The 24,576-nt window shown below is 71.9% G+C and carries 19 protein-coding genes; 11 read left to right on the forward strand and 8 right to left on the reverse strand.

What is annotated here, in order from left to right; genetic code table 11:
- Window position 1 precedes the first annotated feature (1 nt).
- The 3 genes from cseB to ACZ6I1_RS27195 all read right to left on the reverse strand — a co-directional run bounded on the left by cseB (window position 2) and on the right by ACZ6I1_RS27195 (window position 5,425).
- Window positions 2-748, reverse strand: coding sequence for a two-component system response regulator CseB (gene cseB / locus ACZ6I1_RS27185; protein WP_469291551.1), 747 nt, complete (start codon window positions 746-748; stop codon window positions 2-4).
- A 174-nt stretch (window positions 749-922) separates the two neighbouring features.
- Entirely contained in the window at window positions 923-1,783 is an 861-nt protein-coding gene (locus ACZ6I1_RS27190; protein ID WP_469291448.1) for an FkbM family methyltransferase, read from the reverse strand.
- 69 nt (window positions 1,784-1,852) lie between these two features.
- A complete protein-coding gene (locus ACZ6I1_RS27195; protein WP_469291449.1) occupies window positions 1,853-5,425 on the reverse strand; it encodes a tetratricopeptide repeat protein in 3,573 nt (1,190 codons plus the stop codon).
- 122 nt (window positions 5,426-5,547) lie between these two features.
- Between ACZ6I1_RS27195 and ACZ6I1_RS27200 the strand changes: the two genes are divergently transcribed.
- The gene (locus ACZ6I1_RS27200) at window positions 5,548-5,976 is read left to right on the forward strand and encodes a NosD domain-containing protein (RefSeq protein WP_469291451.1); all 429 of its coding nucleotides are present in this window, start codon (window positions 5,548-5,550) and stop codon (window positions 5,974-5,976) included.
- A 27-nt stretch (window positions 5,977-6,003) separates the two neighbouring features.
- Here the strand turns inward: ACZ6I1_RS27200 and ACZ6I1_RS27205 are convergent, their stop codons facing one another.
- The gene (locus tag ACZ6I1_RS27205) at window positions 6,004-7,434 is read right to left on the reverse strand and encodes an amidase (protein WP_469291453.1); all 1,431 of its coding nucleotides are present in this window, start codon (window positions 7,432-7,434) and stop codon (window positions 6,004-6,006) included.
- Window positions 7,435-7,553: 119 nt separating this feature from the next.
- On the opposite strand from ACZ6I1_RS27205, the gene ACZ6I1_RS27210 reads away from it, so the two are divergent.
- Together ACZ6I1_RS27210 and ACZ6I1_RS27215 are read left to right on the forward strand one after the other, a co-directional pair.
- Entirely contained in the window at window positions 7,554-8,165 is a 612-nt protein-coding gene (locus ACZ6I1_RS27210; protein ID WP_469291455.1) for a TetR/AcrR family transcriptional regulator, read from the forward strand.
- Between the two features lie 213 nt (window positions 8,166-8,378).
- Complete coding sequence (locus ACZ6I1_RS27215; RefSeq protein ID WP_469291457.1) at window positions 8,379-8,819, forward strand: RICIN domain-containing protein; 441 nt, start codon at window positions 8,379-8,381, stop codon at window positions 8,817-8,819.
- 347 nt (window positions 8,820-9,166) lie between these two features.
- On the opposite strand, the gene ACZ6I1_RS27220 is transcribed toward ACZ6I1_RS27215, so the two are convergent.
- Window positions 9,167-10,273 (reverse strand): sugar ABC transporter substrate-binding protein, encoded by a 1,107-nt coding sequence (locus tag ACZ6I1_RS27220; protein WP_469291459.1) that lies wholly within the window; start codon window positions 10,271-10,273, stop codon window positions 9,167-9,169.
- A 355-nt stretch (window positions 10,274-10,628) separates the two neighbouring features.
- Here ACZ6I1_RS27220 and ACZ6I1_RS27225 point away from each other — a divergent pair, with 355 nt between their 5' ends.
- From ACZ6I1_RS27225 to ACZ6I1_RS27250, 6 genes are all read left to right on the forward strand, one after another.
- Complete coding sequence (locus ACZ6I1_RS27225) at window positions 10,629-11,918, forward strand: ClC family H(+)/Cl(-) exchange transporter (RefSeq protein WP_469291461.1); 1,290 nt, start codon at window positions 10,629-10,631, stop codon at window positions 11,916-11,918.
- 162 nt (window positions 11,919-12,080) lie between these two features.
- Window positions 12,081-13,565 (forward strand): aldehyde dehydrogenase family protein, encoded by a 1,485-nt coding sequence (locus tag ACZ6I1_RS27230; RefSeq protein WP_469291463.1) that lies wholly within the window; start codon window positions 12,081-12,083, stop codon window positions 13,563-13,565.
- Window positions 13,566-13,577: 12 nt separating this feature from the next.
- On the forward strand, window positions 13,578-15,125 hold the full coding sequence (locus ACZ6I1_RS27235; RefSeq protein ID WP_469291465.1) for a GMC family oxidoreductase: 1,548 nt from the start codon (window positions 13,578-13,580) through the stop codon (window positions 15,123-15,125).
- Window positions 15,122-16,210 (forward strand): quaternary amine ABC transporter ATP-binding protein, encoded by a 1,089-nt coding sequence (locus ACZ6I1_RS27240; RefSeq protein ID WP_469291467.1) that lies wholly within the window; start codon window positions 15,122-15,124, stop codon window positions 16,208-16,210. The genes ACZ6I1_RS27235 and ACZ6I1_RS27240 overlap by 4 nt, the downstream gene beginning before the upstream one ends.
- A gap of 58 nt (window positions 16,211-16,268) precedes the next feature.
- The gene (locus tag ACZ6I1_RS27245; protein WP_469291469.1) at window positions 16,269-18,383 is read left to right on the forward strand and encodes an ABC transporter permease subunit; all 2,115 of its coding nucleotides are present in this window, start codon (window positions 16,269-16,271) and stop codon (window positions 18,381-18,383) included.
- A 130-nt stretch (window positions 18,384-18,513) separates the two neighbouring features.
- Window positions 18,514-19,419 carry an ABC transporter substrate-binding protein gene (locus ACZ6I1_RS27250; RefSeq protein WP_469291553.1) on the forward strand — a complete coding sequence of 302 codons (906 nt, stop codon included), beginning with the start codon at window positions 18,514-18,516 and terminating at the stop codon, window positions 19,417-19,419.
- 68 nt (window positions 19,420-19,487) lie between these two features.
- Here the strand turns inward: ACZ6I1_RS27250 and ACZ6I1_RS27255 are convergent, their stop codons facing one another.
- On the reverse strand, window positions 19,488-20,702 hold the full coding sequence (locus ACZ6I1_RS27255; RefSeq protein WP_469291471.1) for a S8 family peptidase: 1,215 nt from the start codon (window positions 20,700-20,702) through the stop codon (window positions 19,488-19,490).
- A 339-nt stretch (window positions 20,703-21,041) separates the two neighbouring features.
- On the opposite strand from ACZ6I1_RS27255, the gene ACZ6I1_RS27260 reads away from it, so the two are divergent.
- Window positions 21,042-21,365, forward strand: a complete 324-nt coding sequence (locus ACZ6I1_RS27260) for a putative quinol monooxygenase (RefSeq protein WP_469291473.1) — start codon at window positions 21,042-21,044, stop codon at window positions 21,363-21,365.
- Window positions 21,366-21,405: 40 nt separating this feature from the next.
- Here the strand turns inward: ACZ6I1_RS27260 and ACZ6I1_RS27265 are convergent, their stop codons facing one another.
- Window positions 21,406-22,023, reverse strand: coding sequence for a 2'-5' RNA ligase family protein (locus ACZ6I1_RS27265; RefSeq protein ID WP_469291475.1), 618 nt, complete (start codon window positions 22,021-22,023; stop codon window positions 21,406-21,408).
- Window positions 22,024-22,106: 83 nt separating this feature from the next.
- Window positions 22,107-23,450, reverse strand: a complete 1,344-nt coding sequence (locus ACZ6I1_RS27270) for a phytase (RefSeq protein WP_469291477.1) — start codon at window positions 23,448-23,450, stop codon at window positions 22,107-22,109.
- 194 nt (window positions 23,451-23,644) lie between these two features.
- On the opposite strand from ACZ6I1_RS27270, the gene ACZ6I1_RS27275 reads away from it, so the two are divergent.
- Entirely contained in the window at window positions 23,645-24,571 is a 927-nt protein-coding gene (locus ACZ6I1_RS27275) for a cyclase family protein (RefSeq protein ID WP_469291479.1), read from the forward strand.
- The last annotated feature ends 5 nt before the right edge of the window (window positions 24,572-24,576 follow it).

Genomic DNA, 24,576 nt, shown 5'->3' on the forward strand with positions numbered 1-24,576 from the left:
GTCAGCGCCTGAGTTTGTAGCCGAAGCCGCGGACGGTCTCGATCCGGTCCCGGCCCAGCTTGCTGCGCAGCCGCTGCACGCACAGGTCCACGACCCGGCTGTCCCCGTCCCAGCCGTAGTCCCAGACCTCGCGCAGGAGGGTGTGCCGTTCCAGGACGATGCCCGGGTGGGCGGCGAACTCCAGCAGCAGCTTCAGTTCGGTCGGGGTCAGCGCCACGGGGCTCCCGGAGACGAACACCTCCAGACCGCCGGTGTCGACGGTCAGGTCCCCGAAGACCAGCACCTCGCCCTCGGACCGTGCCGGCCCCTCGCCCGCGGAATGCCCGGGCCCGGGGGCGGGCGCGTAGGCCGCCCGCCGCAGCAGCGAGCGGATCCGGGCCACGAGCACGTAGGTGTCCACGGGTTTCACCACGTAGTCGTCCGCCCCGGCCTCCAGACCGGCGACGACATCGAGCCCGTCACCGCGGGCCGACATCATCAGCACGGGCACCAGGCTGGTCTCCCGGATCCTGCGGCACAGGCCGATCCCGTCCAGGCCGGGCAGCATCACGTCCAGGATCACCAGGTCGAAGTCCTCGTCGCGGAAGAGCTCCAGGGCTTCCAGCCCGTCGGCGGCGCTCTTCATCCCGTAGCCGTAGCGCTCGAGGGCGACGGTGAACGACCTGCGCATCAGGTCGTCGTCCTCGACCAGCAGCACGCGCACGGGTCCCGAGGAGGCCGGAACCGGGGCGGACGGGGACACGGGCAGAAGGCTCCTGTTCGGACGGTCGTGCCGCTCGGGTGCGGAGCGGGGTGGGGCGGAACGCCCGGAACGAACGATATGCCAGAGCTCCCCGCGACCCTCCCCGTCCCCGGGCGTGCGTACCGGTTCGATGGGCAACCAAGCGCTCGCCGATACCCGCCCGATACAAACCGCCGGTGTTCAGAGCAGGGAGAGGAAGCGGTTCGGCGCGTCGGGACCGATGAGCTCGCGCAGGACCAGCTGCCTGAGGCAGTGGTAGGCCAGGTCCGTCGAGCCGTAGACGTGGTGGGCGACCAGGGCCAGCTGCTTGAGCTGCTCGTCGGTCATGGACTCGGGGTGTCCGAAGTCGCGTACGTAGACGACGTCGGCCTCGAGGAGCTGGTGGCGGGCCTGCCGGAAGTCGCCCCCGAAGATCACGGGGGCGATCGGCCAGCGTTTGACCGCGGCGAAGGCGTGCGGGATGAAGCCCTGGCCGCGCAGCTCCCGGTCCACGTCGCCGAACACGGGCTGGTCCTCGTACAGGGGGACGAAGGAGACCTCGGTGTGTACGGCCACCGCCCCGGCCAGCTTGTTCCGGCCGCCCTGGAAGACCATGAGCTCGGCGCCCTGGATGTCGATCTTCAGCAGGTCGAAGGCGTCGACCGCGTCGACGTCGTCCAGCCGCTGAGTCGAGACCGGCACCTCCTCCCGGACACGGCCCCACTCGCCGAAGCCGTTGAACAGCCCGAGCCTGCTCGTGTCCGGGCGGAAGATGCTCGTCATTCCGGAACTGGCGGCGACGTAGAGGGTGTGGGCGCCGCCGTCGCCGAGGGCGTCGGGCAGGTAGGTCTCGTGCGGGCCCTTGCGGCGTTCCAGCTCGGCCAGGGCGTCGGGCTGCGGCTCGAACCCGGTCACCCGGCACAGGCCGGCCGCCAGCATGTCGCGGTACGGCGGGTCTCCGTCGATCGGGTTGGCCCCGACGTCGACGACGTGCGTCGGCCGGGCCGGCCGGAGCAGGTCGAGCAGAGGTGAGGCGGCATGGGCTGGGGCGGTGACGGTCATGGACGCTCTCCGGGTGTCGAGGGAGTGGGCCCCTCGGGAGAGTTTTCCGCAAACGGAGCCGATCGGAGCTCAGGCGCCCCGACGCCGATCAGGATCGGTCGCGCGGCCGGCCCGCGCGGCCTCCGCGGCCAGCTCGGCGGCTCGCCGCGTCTCGCCGCGGAGCTGGGCGACCTGGCTGAGGGACCTGAGCGCGCCGCTCTCGCCCTGCGGATCCGAGAGCGCCCGGTAGGCGTCCAGGGCCCGGGTGAGCAGCGTGGCCGCCTCATCCAGGTCGCCGCCCAGCAGTGCGGTGTCCCCGAGCAGGTCGAGGCAGACGGCCTCACCATGGCGGTCGTTCGTCCGCCGGTGGATCTCCAGGGCCCGGCCGAGCAACGCCGCGGAGCGTTCCAGGTCGCCGCACTGTTGGGCGATGTGCCCCAGCAGTCGGGCGGCGGCCGCTTCGGCGGGCTGGTGTCCGGTGGCGTGGGCGAGTTCCCGTGCTCGCCCCAGCAGTTCCTCGGAGCGCTTCAGGTCCCGTCGGCGGCGGGCGTTCTCGCCGAGGGGCACGAGAACGGCAGCCTGCCGGAACCGGTCGCCCGCGGCCTCGTACAGGGACAGGGCCTCCTTGAGGTGCCTTTTGGACCGCTTCAGATCGCCTTGCCCCAGGAGCAGCTCGCCGAGCTGGGCGAGGGTCCGTGCCGTGCCCGTGGAGTTGCCGGTGTCCCGGTGGATCTTGAGGGCGTCCGTGAACCTCTGCCGCGCTTCCTGCGGATCGCCCCGGCGGCCTGCGATCTCCCCGAGGGATTCGAGCATCTCGGCTTCGCCTTCGGATTCCCCGTGCGCTCGGCATGCCGCCCGCGCCTGCCGGTAGAGGTCCTCGGCCCGCGCGAGGTCACCGTGTTCGGCGGCGACCTGACCGACCTCGGCCAGGGCCAGCACCCCGTACGTCGGTTGCCCCACGCTCGTGAAGATCTTCAGGGCGTCCCCGAGCAAACGGTCCGCCCGCTCCTCGTCCCCGAGCGCCTCGGCGGTGACGGCCATTTTGGCGAGGGCGGTCCCCTCCCCCGGCGGGCGGTCCATTTGTCGGTACACGGCCAGTGCGCGTACGAGGAGGGCTTCGGCTTCCTGGAGATCACCGCGCCGCTGGGCGATGTCGCCGAGCAGGACCAGGGCGTTGGCCTCGCCCAGGGGGACACCGATGGCCCGGTGGATTGCGCGTGTGTCCCGGGCCAGCGTCCGGGCCTCGTCCAGACGGCCGCGCATGAGGGCGTCATCGGCGAGGAAATGCAGGGTGTTGGCTTGGCCGAGCCGGTCGTCGAGGTCCCGGTACTGCACCAGGGCACGGTCGAGATAGTCCTTGGCGCGCTCCGCTTCGCCGAGCATCTGAACGGTCGTACCGAGACGGAACAGGGTGTTGGCCATGCCTTGCCGTTCACCCCGCTCCTCGAAGATCTCCATCGCTCGGAGCAGGAGGCTTTCGGAGTGCTCCGCCCTCCCCAGCTGCCGCGCGATCTCGCCCCGCTGCAGGAGTGCATTGGCTTCGCCCATGCGCACGCCGACGGCCGCGTACAGGTCGAGAGCCCGCCCCGCCAGAGCGTCGGATCGGTGCAGGTCTCCGCGCAGCCCCACCGTCTCTCCCAGCGACAGCAGGGCGTTCGCCTCGCCGAGCCGGTCCCCGGCCTCCCGGTATCCCTCGAGTGCCAGTCCGAGGAGGTGCTCGGACTCCGCCAGGTCTCCCCGCCTCCGGACCACTTCGGCGAGACCCTCCACCGCGTTGGCTTCAGCCAGGTGGTTGCCGTGCACCCGGCTCAGCTCCCGCGCGTCCTTCAGCAGGTCCTGCGCATCGTCCAGTCTGTTCCTTTCGAGGGCGGTCTGGCTCAGGAAGACGAGGGTGTCCACCTGGTCGAGCGGCGCACCGACGTCCTGCTGGATCCGCAGGGCTTCCCTGAGCAGTTCCTCGGCGCGGTCGGGTTCGCTGCATTGGTGGGCGATGTGTCCGAGGAGCTGGAGAGCGGCGCCCTCACCCTCACGATAGGCATGGGCACGCGACCTCTCCAGGGACTGCGCGAGCAGGTCTTCGGCTCGTTGCCGATCGCCCCGCAGCCAGGCGGTGCGGCCGAGATGGAGCAGGGTCCCGGTTTCCCCGAATGCGTCGCCGAGCGTGAGGTACAGGTCCCGTGCGCGCTGCAACCAGCTCTGGGCCAGAGAGACGCCTTCCGACATCGCCAGACGCCCGCGCACGTGCGCCGCGCGGGCGGCGACGGCGGGGACACCCTCGGCAACGTGGGGGAACTGCTCCGGAGCCGTGACGATCTCACACAGGGAGCGCAACGCCGCCACGTCACCCTTGTCGCCGACGGACTTCAGCCGCTCGAGCCACTGCGGAGCGAGTGAGGCATCACCGGAGGCGAAGCGGTGGTACGCCTCGCCCGGGAAGTCGCCCGCGCGGCGGCAGTACTCCGCTGCCCGCCCGTGCAGTCTGCCCAGTCGCTCGGGTTCGTGGCGGCGGAGGAAGGCCAGGATGGCGGCGCGGACCCATGGGTGGACGAAGCTCCGGGTGCTGCCGTCGGGGGCGGTGCGGTCCTGGACGAAGGAGAAACGGGACAGCGCGGGGAACCACTCGTGCGCCGGGCCGAGGTCGGGGACGAGTGCCCGTACGGCCTCTGCCGTGACAGTGCGCAGCACTGCCGCGGCCTGGACGATCTCCGGCTCACCGCCCGTCAGGCGGCTCAGGACATCCGGCAGCCAGCGCTCGGCGGGGCGGTCCGCGATGACGGTGGAAAGTGCGGCCGTGGTGAGGAGACTGCCTTCACGGTGTGCCAGGCCGAGCGTTTCGGCCGCCATGGCCTCCCACACGGGAACCCCGCGACAGGAGTGGTGGATGAGGGAGGCCATCCCGCTGTCGTGGATCCCGCAGGAGGCGAGGAAGGACGCGCTGTGCCGGGCGGTCCAGCCCGAGAGCTCCAGAGACGGAGAGGATGCGAGCCGCGCGCCGAGGCCGGGGCGTTCGCGTCCGGCCAGGACGACGCGCAGCTCCGGGGCGGCATCGATGAGTCGGGGGACGAACACCATGGTGAACCAGGGGCCCTTGTCGCCCTCCTGGAACCTCTGTTGGAGGACGTCCAGCTTCTCCGTGGTGTCGATGAGCAGGATCCGGCGGCGCGTAACGGCTTTGCGTACGAGCTCGACGAGCGCGTCGGCCAGCGCTTCTTGATAGAGGGAGTGGCGGATCACGTCGTACTCGGAGGCCGCCAGGGTGGTCACGTTGCCGCTGATCGTGGAGTTCTGCGTGGCCGTACAGGTGACCGACAGCGGGGGCGGGGCGGTGCCGATCAGCCGGCCGGCGGCACGGCTGCCGGCACGCCGGAACCGGTGGAGCCGGTAACGGCGCAGCCACCACGGCGACCATTGCGCCACCTGGCCGGCGATGGCACCGAAGCTCGAACGGAGCAGGTCATCCGCTGCGGCGGCCTGCGCGTCGAGATCCACGAGCGCGTACCGGCTGTCGCGGGCGGCCACGTGGCGCAGGAAGGTCGACTTCCCCTGTCCGGTCACCCCGTGGATGACGAGGACCTTGTGCGGCGAGGGGGAAGTGGGGTCGGTCAGTGCGTCGAAGGCCGCCAGAGCCTCTTCGCGGTCGGTGAAGTCGCCCGGCATTCCCATGGATCCCCCTTTGGCTGGCCCGCCCGTTACGCCGTGCCTCCCACCCACGCCTTCCACAGTGTGCTCCCTTCAAGGGGGTTGTGGGCCTAGCCTGGAAGTCCTCGGAGGAGTGGGAGGCCGCCATGCCGTCGATCGGGATCCGTCTCCGTGCGGTGGCTTCGGTCGCGCTGGGGGTGGTGGCGGGCGCATTGACCAACATCGTGACCAGCAGCTTCAGTTGGGTGCTGATCGCCGCTCTGGTCACCGTGGTTTCCGTGTGGATGGTCCTCGTGTGGATCGACAGCGCCGCCGCAGGGCCGGCGCCCTCGGACTCGCGTCCCGCGCAGCACCGTTCGATCACCGTGGTCGCGAGCGAGGGCGGCACCGTGTCGGACAACGTTCTCGAAGCGCACCGAAGCTCCATCGACATCACGGCCACCAAGGGCGGGAGCGTGGAGAGCAACGAAGTCTCCGCCGAAGGAAGCGATGTTCGGCTGGACGCGTCCGAGAACGCCGTCATCAAGGACAATCGGTTCCTCGCGACCATGAGGCGACGATGGCGGAACCGATGACCCGGGTCCGGCCCGATCGGCCGGGTCTCATCCGCGCGGGTTGACCGGCGTCAGGACTCCGAGCCGGTCCTCGACCGCCTGGGCCGCGTCCAGGCACAGGTCCTCCCGGAAGGCGCGCCCGATGACCTGCACGCCGCAGGGGAGGCCGTCGGCCAGCCCGGTCGGAACGGCCACCGCCGGCACGCCCACGAAGCTGGTCGCGGTACACAGCCGCATGCCCGAGGCCACCCGGTCGCGTCCCGCCCTGTCACGCGACTCCAGCCCGGGCTCCACCGGCGGCTCGGTGAACGAGGGGCCGAGCAGCAGCGGGTACGCGTCGAGGAATTCCGCCCACGAGCGGCGGATGTTCATCCACGTGCCCATCAGCTTCATGAACTCGTCCGCGCCGACGGGCGGGGTCCGCTCCATGGCCATCGCGATGTAGCGGTCCCCGCCCTTGCCGAGCAGTGTGCGCACCACCGGCCAGGACGGGGCGAACTCGGTGACGGTGATCCGGTCGTACGTCTCGAGGGCCTCGTCCAGCCTCGGTACGTCCCCCACCTCGCACACTTCGTATCCGGCGTCACGGAGGGCGTCGGCCGCGGCCTCGACGGCGCGCTGGACGCTGGGGTGGACGCCGCGCCCACCGGGGTCCGCCACCACCGCGACCTTCACGGGTCCGGGGAGCGGCGGGCCGTACGCGGGTACCGGTACGGCCCTGGGGTCGCGGGGATCGGTACCGGCCAACACCTCGTAGGCCAGCCTCAGGTCGCCCACGGTCCGGGCCAGCGGGCCGTCGGTGACCAGCATCTGGGACGCCGGCCCGGGGTCGTCCGGGCCGATGACGCGGTGGTCGGCCGGGAAGCGCCCGGTGGTCGGCTTCAGGCCTGCCACACCGCAGAACTGGGCCGGGACGCGGATCGACCCGCCGGAGTCGTTGCCGAGCCCGAGCCCGGCCATTCCCGTGGCGACGGCCACCGCGTCGCCGCCGCTGGTGCCGCCCGGCGTGCGGGCGCTGTTCCACGGGTTGACCGTGTCACCGAACAGCTCGCTGCGCGTGTGCATGCCGGCCAGTACGAGGGTGGGCATGTTGCTGTGTCCGATGGGGATGGCCCCGGCGGCGCGCAGGCGTGCCACCGGCGGGGCGTCCGCCTGTGCCACGAGAGCGCGGAAGCGCTCGGCGCCGAACGTGGTCGGCACGCCTTCGACCGGGGTGGTCTCCTTCACCGTGAAGGGCACGCCCGCGAGCGGCCCGAGTGCTTCACCGGCCGCCCGCCGCCGGTCGGTCCGTGCCGCGGCCTCGCGTGCGCGCTCCGCCATGAGCTGCGTGACCGCGTTCACCTGCGGGTTGATCTCGGCGATGCGGTCCAGGTGGCTGTCGATCAGCTCGACGGCCGAGATCTCCCCGCTGCGCACCGCGTCCGCCTGCGCTGCGGCCGACATCCTCCAGGCCCGTTCGCGTCCCTGTCCCTGTCCCATGTGTGGTCCCCACTTCGTTCCGATGCAGTTGCATCGGAACTGTAACCTGGGAATCGATACAAGCGCATCGCATAAAGCGTGCTGCGTCAGTGGGACCGTGCGACAGGGAGGCACCGGGTATGCCCAGACAGGTGGATCACGAGGGCCGACGCCTCCTCATCGCGGAGGCCGTGTGCCGACTGGCGGACGAACGCGGGCTGGAGGGCGTGACCCTGCGCGATGTCGCCGCCAAGGCGCAGGTGTCCATGGGCGCCGTGCAGCGGTGCTTCCGCACGAAGGAAGAGATGCTCGTGTTCGCCCTCGGACACATCGGCGAGCGCATCGGCGAGCGCGTACGGGCGCGCCTCGTCAGGAGTCCCGCGCAGTCGGCCGCCACGGCCCTGGGCCATGCGGCCACCGAGGTCTCGCTGCTGCGCGACGAGCACCGGGCCGAGGCCAGGGTCTGGCTCGCGTTCGTCGCGCAGGCCGCGGTCAGCGAGGTGCTCGCCAAGCCCCTGAAGGAGAACTACGCGGGCCTGCAGGGCCTGTTCACCCGTCTCATCTCCGAAGCCGTCGAGAACGCCGAGGGGGCGGCCGCGACTCTCGACCCGCGCCTGGAGGCCCGTACCCTGCTGGCCCTTGCGGACGGACTCACGGCACACGTCCTGATCGGCCACCTCACCCCGCGCGCGGCACGGGAGGTCCTCCACGCCCACCTCACCCACCTCTGGGAGCGGCCGGCCCGGTCGTAGCCGAGGTGCAGTTCGTCAGGGTGGTGAAGTCGGCTGGGGGCCGCAGCCGCTGCATCCAAGGAGACCGGCCCGTGGCAACGTCCCTTCGCAGGGAGGACGTTGCCGGCGACCGCGTACTGGCGCACGAACCTCACGTTGCGACAGACTCCTACGGTCATGCTCTCGCTCCATCTATGGGTCCCGGAGAGTCTCTTGATGCGGAAGAAGTTGGCCGTGATCGTTGCAGCTGCCGGAATGATGATGGGGCTGAACGCCCCACCGGCGAGCGCGGCGGCGGCGAGGTCGGCGTTCGAGGCCATGCCGAGCACCAATAAATGTCTGGACTATCGAGCGGACTTCGGACCGTATGTGACCGGCTGCAACTGGGGCGGCTACCAGACGTGGTACTGGGACGACGGCATCCCCTACACGGCCCTGCGGCAGAAGGCGACGGGGTTGTGCCTGACGGCGCGGAACGGGCTGATCGCGATGAAACCGTGCCTGGCCGATGACGCGGCGGCGTACTGGTCGGTGGACGTGGACTTGGAGGGTGCGCTGATCAAAAACTCGGTCACCCACACGTGCCTGGCCAGGAACACGAACGACCGGGTGCAACTGTCGACGTGCACGGGTGGGCCTTCGCAGCGCTGGGGGGTCTGGAGCGTCTCCCCCTAGCTGGGACCTGTCCGGCCGGTCATGTCACTACTCCCGTCCCGAGTCGTTGCTGTGGGCATGGGGCGGGGTGACTGCACCGACCCGCCTCCGGCCCCGGGTGCACCGCCACCGCGCGGCCGTGGCGCCGGGCGCTGCTGACCAGAGCAGCCAGATCACCCACGATCGCGTCGGCGATCTCCGTGCCGATGACCTCGCCGTCCTCCGCACGCGGTGGACAGGCGGGGCGAGAGCGCGAAGACGACGCACCCGTCCTTGTCCTGGCCGGCGACGATGCGAGGCTCACCGGCTTCGATGCTCACGCGGGCATCATGCCCGACTGCCTGTGGCCGTGGTCGGCCGGGCACGTCCTAGTTCAAGCCGAGTTCCGCGCAGGCGGACTTGAGCTTGTCCGTGCAGATTTCGGCGACCGTGTAGACGCCGTCGTCGATCACGGTGGCCTTGACGTTGGCCTTGGTCAGCGAGATGCCCGGGACGAGGACTGAGGGCACGCGCTTGGTGGTCGGGCTGTCGACGAGCTGGTTGATGATGCCGTCGAACTTCTCGCCCTTGGCGAGGGCGACGGCCATCTCCGCCGCGGCCGCGGCCTCGGGGGCGTACCGCTTGTAGACGGTCATGAACTGCTCGCCCGCGACGATGCGCTGGACACCGGCGAGTTCGGCGTCCTGGCCGGTGACCGGGGGCAGGGTGGACAGGCCGGCGGCCTTGAGGGCGGTGATGATGCCGCCCGCCATGCCGTCGTTGGCGGAGTAGACGCCGACGATCTTGCCCTTGCCGAGCGCCGAGAGGGCGGCAGCCATGTTGGTGTTGGCGTTCTCCGGCTTCCAGTCGACGGTGTCGTACTCCTTGCCGATGTTCACCTTGCCGTCGAGGACGGAGTGCGCGCCGGACTTGAAGAGCTTGGCGTTCGGGTCGGTGACCGAGCCGTTCATCATGACGATCTGGCCGTCCTTGGCCTTGTCGCCCAGCGCGTCCAGCAGCGCCTTGCCCTGGACCTTGCCGACGTCCTCGTTGTCGAAGGAGGTGTAGGCGTCGATCGGGCCCTCGGCCAGGCGGTCGTAGGCCACGACCGGGATGCCGGCGTCCTTGGCCTTCTTGACCGAGCCGGCGATGGCCTTGGAGTCCACCGCGTCGATGATGAGGACGTTCACCTTGGCGGCGATCATCGTCTCCACCTGGGCAGCCTGGGTCGCGGCGTCCTGCTTGGCGTTGGCGTAGACGACCTGGCCCTTGCCGCGCGTGAGTTTGGCGACGGCCTTCTCGATGAGCGGCTTGTCGAACTTCTCGTAGCGCGCGGTCTGGTTCTCCGGGAGCAGGAGACCGACCTTGATCGCGTCACTCTTGACCGAGCCCCCCGGACCTCCGTCGGACTGCTCCGCGCCGCCGCAGGCGGAGAGCGAGACGGTCAGCGCCGAAGCAGCGACCACGACAACGGCGCGGCTCAGTGGTGAGTTCACGGGGTAAACCTCCCTGACGAGGCCGTATGCGGTGCGGCCGAGGTAGGCGCAGTCAACTCGGCGCGCCCATGATCGTCAAGAAGTGAACTATTAATGTGATGGCAACGTTGCCATCACGGTCCGCACGCGCACCTCGATTCAACTTGTGAATCGAGGGGCAGGGGGAAGCCCGGCCGTTGGACCAGTCGGGGAAGGTTTCGGCGCGGCCGCGGCGACGTCCGGTACGGCGCGTCTGCGGCGGGCCAGTCTGGCCGTTCCGGCCCAGTCTCCGAACAGACGTGAGCCACGGCCCGGCGGAGGTCCGTGCATGCCCCCTGCTGCCCCTGCTGTCCGCGCTTCCCGAAGCCGGTGGGCCGTGTACCTCGTCGGGGCGGTCGCGGGCGGCCTCGTCGGGCTGGTCGGCGCGGGCTTCCGCTGGTGCCTCGTACGGGCAGAGGAGCTGTACGGCTCCCTGCTGAGCACGTCGGAGCAGCTGGGCGGCCCGGGTTGGCTGCTTCCGGTGGCGGTCACGGCCGCGGGCGCCGCTGTCGCGTGCGCGATCGCCCGGCGGGTGCCCTCGGCCTCGGGGAGCGGCATCCACGACGTCGAAGCCGTGTGGCGCGCCGAGACGACGCCGCAGGGGTGGCGGCTGGTGCCGGCCAGGTTCGTGGGCGGCGTGATCGCCATGGGCTCGGGCCTGCTGCTCGGGCGCGAGGGCCCCACGGTGCACATGGGTGCGGTGATCGGGGCGGAGGCGGGGCGCCGTACGCGGCTCGGCGCACACGACATCAGACTGCTGCACACCTCGCTCGCCGGGGCCGGTCTCGCCGTGGCCTTCACCGCACCCCTGGGGGGCCTGCTGTTCGTGTGCGAGGAAGTGGCCAAGGTGGTCCGGCCGCGCCTGGTGCTCCTCACCCTGATCGGCACCGCGACGGCCGTCGGGTGCTCCCGGCTCCTGCTCGGCGGCCGGCCCGTCTTCCCGGTCCCGGCCATGGCCGACCCCTCGCTCGCGCTCCTGCCCGCCTTCCTCCTCTTCGGCGCGGCCACGGGCGTCCTGGGGGCCGGCTACAACCGGCTCCTCGTCGGGTTGTTGGCGTTCTGCGATCACGTGAGACGGATCGGGCCCGTCGCCCGGGCTGCCGGGATCGGGGCCGTCGTGGGCCTGCTGCTCTGCGTCGATCCGCTGCTGGGCGGCGGTGGGGAGCAGCTGAGCGAGCGCCTGCTGAACGGCGACATGCCGGTGGTCACCGTACTCGCGGGGTATCTCGTGGTGCGGTTCGCGGCCGGTCCGCTCAGCTACGCGGCCGGGGCGCCGGGCGGGCTCTTCGCTCCCCTGCTGGCGCTGGGAGCGGTGTGGGGGGCGCTCGTACACGGGCTGGCGCTGCCGCTCCTCCCGGACGGCGGCTCCGACAGCGGCTCCGCCGCCGTGGCCTTCGCGGTCACCGGTATGGCCGCGTTGTTCTCGGCGGTCGTCCGCGCCCCCGTCACCGGCATCGTGCTCACCGTCGAGATCACGGGTTCCACCGCGCTGCTCGTTCCGCTGTTCACCGCCTGCTTCGCCGCGACGCTGACCGCCGACCGCATGGGGAGCACGCCGATCTACGACAGTCTGCGCCTGCGCATGACCCGCATGACCCGCATGACCCGCATGAATCGGTCGTCCTGAACGCCCGCGCCCTGCGCATGCGTGCGGCCCACGTGACTCCAGTCACTTCGAGCAGCGGATGGGACATGACTTCCGGGGCAGGGGGCATGCGCGGAAATCGCCAGGTCACCGCGGGTCTCCCGGGGTGACGGAAACCGGGGGTACCTGGAGGTACGGAGCGTCGTGTCGGAGCAGAAGACCATTTACACAGCGGGGACGTGGAGGTCCGCGGCATCAGGAGCCGCACGGGAGATCCTGGATCCGGCGGACGCCTCCGTGCTCGCCGTGGTCGCCGAGGGCGGCGCCGCCGACGCCGACGCGGCCGTGAGCGCCGCCCGGGCCGCCTTCGACAGCGGGCCGTGGCCGGGCACGCCGGTCGCCGAGCGTGCGGCGGTGCTGCGCCGCACCGCCGACCTGCTCCAGCGCGACCGCGAGCGCATCGGCCTCCTGGAGAGCCGGGACGCGGGCAAGACCCTCGAAGAGGGGCGCGTGGACGTGGACTGCGTCATCGACGCCTTCCGCTACTTCGCCGGTCTCGTCGTCACCGAGAGCGGAGGCCGGGTCGTCGACGCCGGCTCCCCCGGCATCCACAGTGTCGTCGTCCACGAGCCGGTCGGGGTGTGCGCACTGATCACCCCGTGGAACTATCCGCTGCTCCAGGCCAGCTGGAAGATCGCCCCGGCCCTGGCGGCGGGCAACACCTTCGTGATCAAGCCCAGCGAGATCACCCCGCTGACCACCGCCGCCCTGATCGAGCTGCTGGCGGAGGCCGGCCTGCCCGCCGGAGTCGCCAACCTGGTCACCGGAGCCGGTGATCCGGTCGGCGCCCGCCTCGCCGCCCATCCCGATGTCGACCTGGTGTCCTTCACCGGCGGACTCGCCAGCGGTACGAAGGTCATGCACGCGGCCGCCGACACGGTCAAGAAGGTCGCCCTCGAACTCGGCGGCAAGAACCCCAACGTCGTCTTCGCCGACGCCTGCGCCACCGAGGCCGGCTTCGACACCGCCGTCGACCAGGCCCTCAACGCCGCGTTCATGCACAGCGGCCAGGTGTGCTCGGCCGGCTCGCGCCTGATCGTCGAGGAGTCGCTGCGCGAGCGCTTCGTCGCCGAACTCGCGCGCCGCGCCGAGAAGATCCGCATCGGCCGGGGCACCGACCCGGGTGTCGAATGCGGCCCGCTGGTCTCCGCCGCCCAGCTCGAGCGGACCGAGTCGTACGTCGCCTCCGCGCTCGCCGAGGGCGCCGTGCTGCGCTCCGGCGGCGAACGGCCGGACGGGCCGGGCTACTTCTACCGCCCCACCGTCCTCGACCGCTGCCACCGCCGCATGCGCGTCGTCCGCGAGGAGGTCTTCGGACCGGTCCTGACGGTCGAGACCTTCCGCACCGAGGACGAGGCCGTCGCGCTCGCCAACGACACCGAGTTCGGGCTGGCCGGCGCCGTCTGGACCGCGGACCAGGGCCGCGCCCGCCGGGTGGCGGGCCGGCTGCGGCACGGCACCGTCTGGATCAACGACTTCCACCCGTACCTGCCGCAAGCCGAATGGGGCGGCTTCGGGAAGTCCGGGATCGGACGCGAACTCGGGCCGTCCGGCCTGGCCGAGTACCGCGAGACCAAGCACGTGTACCAGAACCTCGCTCCGCGCCCCGTGCGCTGGTTCGCGGGCTGAGGCAGGAGAGACATGAACGAGAACACGACCCCCGCACAGCAGGACGAGTACGACTACGTCGTCATCGGCGGCGGCACCGCCGGCTCGGTGATCGCCTCCCGCCTCACCGAGGACCCGGACGTCACCGTCGCCGTCATCGAGGGCGGGCCGAGCGACGTCGACCGCCCCGACGTCCTCACCCTGCGCCGCTGGATGGGCCTGCTCGGCGGCGAACTCGACTACGACTACCCCACGACCGAGCAGCCGCGCGGCAATTCGCACATCCGGCACAGCCGGGCCCGCGTCCTGGGCGGCTGCTCCTCGCACAACACCCTCATCGCCTTCAAGCCGCTCCCGTCCGACTGGGACGAGTGGTCGGAGGCGGGCGCGGAGGGGTGGCACGCGGCCGCCATGGAGTCGTACTTCGACCGGCTCCTCAACAACATCGTTCCGGTCGGCGAGGCCGACCGCAACGCCATCGCCCGCGACTTCGTGGACGCGGCCCGGTCCGCGCTCGGCGTGCCGCACATCGAGGGCTTCAACCGGAAGCCGTTCCACGAGGGCGTCGGCTTCTTCGACCTCGCCTACCACCCGGAGACCAACAAGCGCTCGTCCGCCTCGGTGGCGTACCTCCACCCGGTGATGGACGAGCGGCCCAACCTGCGGATCATGCTCGAGACCTGGGCGTACCGCCTCGAGCTGGACGGCACCCGGGCACGCGGCGTCCACGTCCGCGCCGCGGACGGCACAAGGGCGCTGATCACCGCCCGCCGCGAGGTGGTGGTGTGCGCGGGCGCCGTGGACACCCCGCGCCTGCTGCTGCATTCCGGCATCGGGCCCCGCGAGGACCTCGCGGCCCTCGGCATACCCCCCGTCCACGATCTGCCCGGCGTCGGCGAGAACCTCCTCGACCACCCGGAGTCCGTGATCGTCTGGGAGACGGACGGCCCGATCCCCGAGAACTCGGCGATGGACAGTGACGCGGGCCTGTTCGTCCGGCGCGACCCTGACTCCCCCGGTCCCGACCTGATGTTCCACTTCTACCAGATCCCCTTCACCGACAATCCGGAGCGGATCGGCTACCAACGCCCCGAGCACGGCGTCTCCTTGACCCCGAACATCCCCAAGCCGCGCAGCCGCGGGCGCCTCTACCTCACCAGCGCGGACCCCGAGGTCAAACCGGCCCTCGACTTCCGCTACTTCACGGACGAGGACGATTACGACGCCCGGACGCTGGTGGACGGCATCAAGCTGGCCCGCGAGATCGCCGCGGCCGAGCCGCTGGCCGGCTGGCTGAAGCGCGAGGTGTGCCCGGGCCCGGAGGTCACCGGCGACGAGGCGCTGAGCGCGTACGCCCGCGCGGTGGCGCATACGGTCTACCACCCGGCCGGCACGTGCAAGATGGGCGCCGCCGACGACGAACGGGCGGTGGTGGGACCCGACTTGAAGGTGCGGGGGCTGGACGGCCTCCGCATCGCGGACGCGTCCGTCTTCCCGACGATGCCCGCGGTCAACCCGATGATCGGGGTGCTCATGGTCGGTGAGAAGGCCGCCGAGCTGCTGGGCGGTGAGCTCCGGTGACCGGTACCCCCAACACCGCGTCCGGCGCGGACGCCGCGCCCGTGTTCTCCGTCCAGGGCCTGTGGAAGGTCTTCGGCCCGCGGCGCAAGGCCGCCCTGGTACCGGGCTCCGAGCACGCCTCGCTGTCCGCCGCCGAACTGCGCGAGCGCACGGGCTGCACGGCCGCCGTGCGGGACGTCACCTTCGACGTCCGCAAGGGCGAGGTCTTCGTGGTCATGGGCCTGTCGGGTTCCGGCAAGTCCACGCTCGTGCGCTGCCTGACCCGGCTGATCGAGCCCACGGCCGGATCCCTGGCCATCGACGGGGAGGACGTCCTCGCCATGGACCGGGCCCGGCTGCGCGGACTGCGCCGCCACCGCGCCTCCATGGTCTTCCAGCACTTCGGCCTGCTGCCGCACCGCACGGTCCTCGACAACGTTGCCTACGGCCTGGAGATCCAGGGCATGAGCCGCGCCGACCGGCGGGCCAAGGCGGCCGAGATGGTCGGCAAGGTCGGCCTCGAAGGACTCGAGGACCGCCGGCCCGGCCAGCTGTCCGGCGGGCAGCAGCAGCGCGTCGGACTCGCGCGCGCCCTGGCCGCCGACCCGGAAGTGCTGTTGTTCGACGAGCCGTTCAGTGCGCTCGACCCGCTGATCCGCCGGGAGATGCAGGGCGAGGTGGCCCGGCTGCACCACGAGGAGGGCCGCACGATGGTCTTCATCACCCACGACCTGTCCGAGGCGCTGCGCCTCGGTGACCGGATCGCGCTGATGCGCGACGGCCGGATCGTGCAGCTCGGGACCCCGGAGGAGATCGTGGGCTCGCCCGCCGACGACTACGTCCGGGACTTCGTCCGCGACGTGCCGCGCGAGCAGGTGCTCACCGTACGCAGCGCGATGCGCCCTGCGACGGACGGCGAGGCCGGTCAGGGCCCGGCGCTGACTCCGGCGACCACGGTGGTCGAAGCCATCGAGGCCGTGGCCCGCAGCGGTGGCCCGGCGCGGGTGGTCGACGACGGCCGCTGCCTGGGCGTGGTCGACGACGCGGGACTGCTCGCGGTGGTGGCCGGTCTGCCGGCCGCGGCCGGACGGGGGGTGGCGGCATGACGCGCCGGTCCCCCGCCCACGGCGTCACCCCCCTCACCGGCGCGGGGAGGCGGCGCGGATGACCACGACCACCAGACCCGTACGGGACCCCGGAGGCGCCGGGCGCCCCGGCCGGTCCGGACACGCGGACGGACGGCCCGGACATGCGGACAAGCGGTCCGGCCGCGCGGACGGGCGGCCCGGCGGCGGACATACCGATCGCCCGCTGTCCGCCGCCGTCCGTGCGCCCGGCCGGCGCCTGCGGGCCCTGCTGCTCGACCACCGCGCCGGCCGCAGGGTCCTGCCCCTGGCCGTCGCCGCGCTGGTGCTGCTCCCGCTCGCGGTCGCCTTCCCGGGCGCCGGGAGCTGGCCCGCCGCCCTCGCCGTCGACCTCTCCGGGCCGCTCGGACGGGCCGGGGACTGGATCATCGACAACCGCGACGGCCACCCGCTCTTCCTCTACTTCTTCGGGCACGTCAGCAACGCCGTGGTGGTGTCGGTCCGCGCGGTGTACGTCGTCCTGCTCGCCGCGGGCTGGACCGGCGTCACCGCGCTGGCCGGCCTGATCGCCCTGCGCCTGGCGGGCCTGCGGCTCGCCGTCACCTGCGTGGCCGCGTTCGCCGTGTGCGGGCTGCTCGGCATGTGGGTGCCGACCATGCAGACCTTCGCCCTGATGGTCGTGGCCGTCGCCGCGTCCGTCGCGGTCGGCGCCCTGCTCGGACTCGCCGCCGGGCTGTCGCCGCGTGCCGACCGCGTGCTGCGCCCCGTACTCGACACCATGCAGGTGCTGCCCGCCTTCGCGTACCTGCTGCCGATGGTGCTGGTCTTCGGGATCGGCGTACCCGCCGCCGTACTCGCCACCGTGGTGTACGCGGCGCCGCCGATGGCCCGGCTGACGGCGCTGGGCCTGCGCAACGCCGACGCCGGGGTGCTGGAGGCCGCGGACTCGCTGGGCGCGACCGGGCGCCAGCGCCTGCTGACGGCTCGGCTTCCGCTGGCCCGCCCGCAGATCCTGCTCGGCGTCAACCAGGCCATCATGATGGCGCTGTCGATGGCCGTCATCGCCTCCGTGATCGGTGCCGGCGGCCTCGGCGACCGGGTCTACCAGGCCCTCGCCTCCGTGGACGTCGGTGCGGCGCTCGCCGCGGGCATCCCCATCGTGCTGCTCGCGGTGGTCCTGGACCGCACGGCCGACGCGGCGGGCGCCCGGCTGGGCGCCGCCCCCGTTCCCCCGTCCCGGCAGCCGCTGCTGCGGCGGGTCTTCGAAGGCTGGTACGGGCGGCTGCTCACCGTCCTCACGGCCGTCGCCGCGGGCGTCGCGGGCCGGATGGCGGGCACGTCCCTGTGGCCGGAGTCCTGGACCGTGCCGATCGCGGAGCCCGTCAACCGGGCGGTCGGCTGGATGACCGACCACCTCTACTCCGGGGTGCCCGTGGTCGGCGGCACCGCCGACTGGGCGGCCCGCTTCACCGGCTGGATCCTGGACCCCCTGCGCTCCGGTCTGCAGGCCACCCCCTGGTGGCTGCTGCTGCTCGCGGTCTGCGCCCTCGGCCTGCTGGCCGGTACCTGGCGCACCGCGCTGACCGCCGTACTCGCCCTGGCCGCCGTCGGTGTGCTCGGCGTGTGGGAGCCGTCCCTCGACACCCTGTCGCAGGTGGTGGCCGCCGTGGCCGTCACCCTCGTCCTCGGTTTCGGGATCGGCATCGCGGCGGCCCGCAGTGCGCGCGCCCAGCGTCTGCTGCGTCCGGTGCTCGACGTGTGCCAGACGATGCCGCAGTTCGTCTACCTCATCCCGGTGGTCGCGCTGTTCGGCGTGGGCCGGGCGCCCGCGGCGGCCGCCGCCGTCGTCTACGCGCTGCCCGCCGTCGTACGCATCACCGCCTCGGGCCTGCGCGAGGTGAGCCCGGCGGCGCTGGAGTCGGCCCGCTCGCTCGGCGCCACGGGGTCGCAGCAGCTGCGCCAGGTCCAGCTTCCGCTGGCCAGGCACGCGTTGCTGCTGGCCCTGAACCAGGCGGTGGTGCTGGTACTCGCCGTCGTCATCATCGGAGGCCTCGTCGGCGGTGGCGCGCTCGGGTACCAGGTCGTACTCGGCCTCGCCCAGGGTGACTTGGCCACCGGTCTGGTGGCCGGCGCCGCGATCGTCTGCCTCGGTCTGATGCTCGACCGGATCACCCAGCCCGCGAAGGAGGCCTGACATGCCCGACAACCCTGTCACCGACACCACTCATGTGAACGGGAGCCGTCGGCGGCGCGGGCGTCGCGGCCTCGGCGCGTTCGCCGCCGTGACGGCCCTGGCCGTGCTCACCGGGTGCGGCGCGGCCGACATGACCCGCCAGGCCTCCCCGTATGCGGCCGCCGAGGGCGCGAAGACCGTCACCCTCTCCGTGCAGTCCTGGGTCGGCGCGCAGGCCAACACCGCCGTCGCCGCCTATCTGCTCGAACACGAGCTGGGCTACCGGGTCGACACCGTGCAGGTGGACGAGGTTCCCGCATGGGACGCGCTCAGCCAGGGCCGGGTCGACGCGATCCTGGAGGACTGGGGTCACCCGGAGCAGGAGAAGCGGTACGTCCAGGAGAAGGGGACCATCACCGCGGGCGGGGAGCTGGGCGTGACCGGCCACATCGGCTGGTACGTGCCCACGTACTTCGCCGAGGCCCATCCGGACGTCACGGACTGGAAGAACCTCGACACGTACGCCGACCGGCTGCGGACCGCCGAAAGCGGCGGGAAGGGCCAGCTGCTGGACGGCTCCCCGTCGTACGTCACGAACGACAAGGCGCTGGTGAAGAACCTCGACCTGGACTTCGAGGTCGTCTTCGCCGGCTCCGAGGCCGCGCAGATCACCCAGATCAGGCAGTTCGCGAAGGAGCGCAAGCCGTTCCTCACCTACTGGTACAAGCCGCAGTGGCTGTTCGAGCGGGTTCCGATGACGGAGGTGAAGCTGCCCGAGTACCGGGAGGGCTGCGACGCGGATCCGGAGCGGGTGGCCTGCGCCTACCCGCACACGCCCCTGCAGAAGTACCTCAACACGCGGTTCGCGGACGCGGGCGGGAAGGCCGCCGAGTTCCTGAAGCGGTTCCGCTGGAGCGTCGAGGAGCAGAACGAGGTGGCGCTGATGATCGCCGAGGAGAAGCTGGCGCCCGAGCAGGCGGCGAAGAAGTGGGTGGAGCGCAACGAGCCGGTGTGGAGGCCGTGGGTGCGTGAGGCAGTGTCACCAGACACCCCCTGACCCGAACGCCGGGGCCTCCGCATCCCCCTCAGGTGCGGCGGCCCCGGCGCGTTCGCGGGTGGTGCCTCCTACTGCGCGGACACCTTCAGCAGCTTGTTCGGGGTGCCGCTGCTCGGGTTCGTGATCTTCCCGGGAGTGGCCCCGGTGGTCAGGGCCTGTGCGACCTCGGCGGGCGAGGCCTCCTTGTGCCCGGCCAGGTAGAGGGCGGCGGCTCCGATCACGTGCGGAGTGGCCATGGACGTGCCGGAGATGGTCTTCGTACCGCTGTCACTGTCGTTCCAGGCGGACGTGATGTCGGAGCCGGGTGCGTAGAGGTCCACCACCTTGCCGAAGTTGGAGAACGAGGACTGGGAGTCGTCGGCCGCGCTGGAGGCCACCGTGATGGCCTCGCGGACCCGTGAGGGCGAGCCCTGGCCGGCGTCGGAGGATTCGTTGCCCGCCGCGACACCGAAGGTGACACCGGCGGCTATCGACCGGCGTACGGCCTCGTCGAGCGCCTCGTCGGCGCCGCCGCCGAGGCTCATGTTGGCGACGGAGGGCCCGCTGTGGTTCTTCGTCACCCAGTCGATGCCCGCCACGACCTGCTCGGTGGTGCCCGAGCCGTTGTCGTCGAGCACCCGGACGGCGACGATCTTGGCCTTCTTGGCCACCCCGTGGGAGGTGCCCGCGATGGTCCCGGCGACGTGCGTGCCGTGCCCGTTGCCGTCGTCGGCGGTCTGGTCGTTGTCCACGGCGTCGAAACCGTGGGCGGCCCGGCCGCCGAAGTCCTTGTGGCTGATCCGTACGCCGGTGTCGATGACGTACGCCGTGACGCCCTCGCCGCCCGCGTCGGGGTACGTGTACTTCTTGTCCCCTGCGGTCGCGGTCTGGTCGATGCGGTCGAGGCCCCAGGACGGGGGGTTGGGCTGGGTGGTGCTGATGGAGAACTTCTTGTTCTGGACGACCTTGCCCACGGCCGGGTCGGCGGCGAGGCGCTTGGCGGCCGTCTCCGAAAGCCCGGCTGCGGAGAAGCCGTTGACGGCGGAGGTGTAGGTGCGCTTCAGCTCGCCGCCGTACTTCTTGACGAGCGCCTGCCGGTCCGCGTCCTTGTCGAGGATGACGATGTAGCTGCCGCTGAGCGCACCGGGTGCGCCGAGCCCGTACACCGTTCCCTCGGCGGGGGTGGTCGCTCCGGCGAGGGGGGACAGCAGCATGCAGACACCGGTTGCAGTGGCGACTCCCGTGGCCACTGCAAGGACTCGGAAGCCGCGCGAACGGGTGCGTGCGTGCTTGTGAGTTGACATGAAGGGAGTACTCCTCGTGTTGACGTGTGGGGCGTCAATGCGTGTTGCACGACCCCTCTGGAGCCGAAAGATCTCCGGGGGGTCGCTCGAAACCCTGACCGATTACCGGAGTTGATTCAAGGGCGCCCCGCGCGTCGGCCTTGTTCAACAAGCTTTCTTAAAGAGACCTCCCCGCGGGCCCCTCGGAATGACCACACTCTTCGAATCACCCACACATGCGTGTCACTTGCCGGTGCATTCGCGAACACACGCCTGAAACACAACGGATCACGACCCGGCCGGGGAAGATCGACACAGGACGCCGGCGTGACCCGTGGGGCCCGTGCCTACAATGGCCGAATGATCTTCATTGTGGTGAAATTCGCCGTCAAGCCCGAGTACGTCGACCAATGGCCCGAGAGGGTCGCGGAGTTCACCCGCGCCACCCGGGCGGAGCCCGGCAACCTGTGGTTCGAGTGGTCCCGCAGCCTGGAGGAGCCGGACACCTACGTCCTGACCGAGGCGTTCCAGGACGACGCGGCGGAGGCCCACGTGACCTCCGAGCACTTCCGCACCGCCCTGGAAACCATGCGGCCCCTGATCACCCGTACGCCCGACATCGTCAGCACCACCATCGCGGGCGCCACCGGCTGGAGCCGGATGGGCGAGCTGCAGATCGACTGACCCCGGCGCAGCGCCGCGTCGTGGATCCGGTGGCGGGCGGCTATCGGGCCGGGCCGTCCCCGCCGCCGGAGCGTACGTCGCCCGTGCCCAGGGTGATCGTGAAGCGGGGCCGCATGGGCTCCTCGCCGCGGCGGGAGAGGAGCACGATGTCGTGGACTTGCGCCGACATGCTGCCCAGGCGGGCGGCGCACTCCGCGGCCAGGTTGCGCGGGTCGTGGGTGCGGCCGAGTGACAAGTGCGGCGTGAACCGCGGGAACCGGCCGCGACACAGGGGGAAGGGCTCGGCCAGGGCGCCCTGGAGCCTGGTCCACGGGGCCAGGCCGGCCGCGGCGGGGTCCAGCCACACGGTGGAGTACGCGCGGTGCCGGAAGGCGTGCACTCCGCCGAGGCGGACGGCGAACGGCTCGCTGTGCGCGGCCGCGGCGGCCAGGAGCGGGAGGGCCGCCGGGAAGTCGGCCTCCGGGACGAAGCCGAAGAGCAGGTTCACGTGGGGTGGCCAGCGGCGGATCTGGGGGTCGTGCTCGGCACGGATGCTCTGGATCGCGGGCCACAGCCCGTCCGGCGGGAGCCACACCACGGCGGTCCGCGGCGTGGGCGCGACCTGGAGGAGCCCTGGGATCCCGGTTCCTCCGCCACGGGAGCTCGGGGACACGTTCACACGGCCATGATGCCCGCCCGCACACCGTCGGCGTGAGCCGTACGACCGCCGGTTCCCCCGGGGTCGTACGGCTCAGCGGCGCGTCAGAGGCGCGCGGCGCGCTGGAGCGTGCCCCAGTCGACGAACTTGAAGTCGGTGTCGGTACGGGCCTCCCCGTCGGGTCCGGGGGTCTCCGGGGTGTTCGCGCCGTCCTGGACGACCAGCAGGCCGGACGGGAACCTCCTGCCGAGCGGTGCGCTGGTGACGGCGGCGCCGTCGCACATTTCCGAGCCGTCCGGCGCGCCGGGCCCGCTGCCCGCGGTGATCCGGAAGCTGCGGACGAAGGCGTTGCGGTCGTCGCGGTCGAACACGGCGAAGGTGTTGTCGCCCTGGCCGGAGGCGATGAGGTAGCCGTCGCTGCGGAGGTCCTCGGGGTCCCGCCAGATCGTCAGACCCTCCACGTCGGCGCTGAGGTGCCCGCCTCCGAAGCCCGGGTCGGCGCCCGCGTCGCACTCCTCGGTCTGCGGGTTCCAGGTGCCGGGCACCCCGTAGGAGCGGACCTTCTCGATCAGGCGGGCCGGGGAGCGCAGGTCGGCGTCGAGCTTCCAGATGCCCACGTCCTCCTGGCCCGCGTACAGGTCGCCGCTGTCCGGGTCGACGACCATGCCCTCCACCTGCGGGAGTTCGCCGGGTTCGGCACACGGGGTCCAGCCGGTCCCGTCGGGCAGGGTGAAGGAGGACGGCAGGGTGACGGTCCGGACGAGGCGGTAGCCGACCTTTCCGCGGGCGTCCGGTGCGAGCTCGGCCAGCGCGATCGTGGTGTCGTGGCGCCGGCTGGCCACCGCGAACGAACGGCCGCGGCGGCGGTCGGTGTACGCGGCCAGCCCGTACGCGGTGCGCTGGTCGGCGACCTCCTCCTGATCGGCGGAGAAGACCAGCGGGGCGGCCGCCTCGTCGGTGACGTCGACGAGGGGCCCGCTCGGGCGGTGGGGGTCGATCCGGTAGAAGCGCAGCTGGTCGCGGCCCCGGTCGGAGACGACCGCCACGTCGTGGCGGCCGTCGGGGAAGCGCAGCCCGGCGATCAGGTCGACGTTGTTGAAGCGCCCCGGCTTGTCCCCGTCCCGCGGGGGCGGCGGCGCCGGCAGGCTCTGGACCTGGCGCCCGTCCAGGTCGTACACCCGCAGGCCGCCTTCCTTGGCGGTGGCGATCACCAGGCTGCGGTCGGGATCGGCGGCGTTCCGCCAGATCGCCGGGTCATCGGCGTTGGCGTTGCCGCCCGCCTCGTCGTCGAAGAGGGACGGCGTCTCCACGGAGGCAGACACCTCGGGCAAGGACGGGGCCTGATGATGCGGCTGTGCCTGTGCGTGCGCCGGTACGGCGATCATGCCGAGGGCGGCGACGGTCGCCGCGGCGACGAACGGCGATCTCCTGCTCGGGGTCACACTCATGGTGCCTCCTGGTCACGGAGCCCGGTTGAGGTGCTGGGCGCCGTCACCCTGGTCTCCTCATGAGGAGCCGATGTGGAGGTGATGTGGCGCGCGCATGAGCGTGCGATGAACCCCGGTGGGATGCTGCCCGGGGAGCCGCGGCGCACCCGGTGCCCCGGGCGGCAGCCGCACGACCATTGGAGCGCTGAGCAGACATGACCAGCAACCCCGCCGCCGTCTCCCGCCGGGAGTTCGACGCGCTCTTCGCGTCGGTCCGTACCTGGGGCCGGTGGGAGGCGCCCGACCGCGGCGCCTGGAACAGGGTGACGGCGGGCCACGTACGCAGGGCCGGCGCGCTGATCCGTTCCGGCACCGCCGTCCCGATGGGGCGGCCCTGGGACACCCGGCCGGGACCGGACAACGAGAAGCCCGCACTGCACTACATGTCCGACCTCGGCGACGTGGAGGGACCGGAACCGGCCGTCTACAAGGACTTCCTCGCCGTCGACTACCACGGCAAGGGCGTCACCCATCTCGACGCGCTGTCACACGTCGCCTACCGGGGGCTGCTCCACGACGGCCGGGTCGCGCGCGAGAGCGTCGATGCCGCGGGCGCCAGGTTCGGTGCGGTGTCGGCGCTCGGCCCCCTGGTCACCAAGGGCGTGCTCCTCGACCTGCCCGCCGCCCTCGGGGTCCGGTGGCTCGAGCCGGGGCAGGCGGTGCACGCACAGGACGTCATCGCCGCGGAGCAGGCACTCGGCGTGACGATCGAGGACGGCGATGCGGTGCTGCTGCGCTCCGGCGCCTTCCGCCGCCGCCGGGAGACCGGCCCCTGGGACCCCGCCGCCGCGAGTGCGGGCTGGCACGTGAGCGCCATGCCGCTGCTGGCGGAGCGGGGCATCGCCCTGCTGGGCGGGGACGGGGACAGCGACGTACGGCCGTCGCCGGTCGAAGGAGTGCACTCCCCCGTCCACGCGCTCGCCGTCGCCGCGATGGGAGTGCCCCTGCTCGACAACCTGGACCTCGAGCCGCTCTCCGCCGCCTGCGCCGAGGCGGGCCGCTACGCGTTCATGCTCGTCGTGGCGCCGCTGAACGTCCCCGGCGGTACGGGCTCGCCCGTCAATCCGGTCGCGGTCCTGTGAGGGCC

The organism is Streptomyces sp. NPDC046303 (assembly GCF_055588085.1).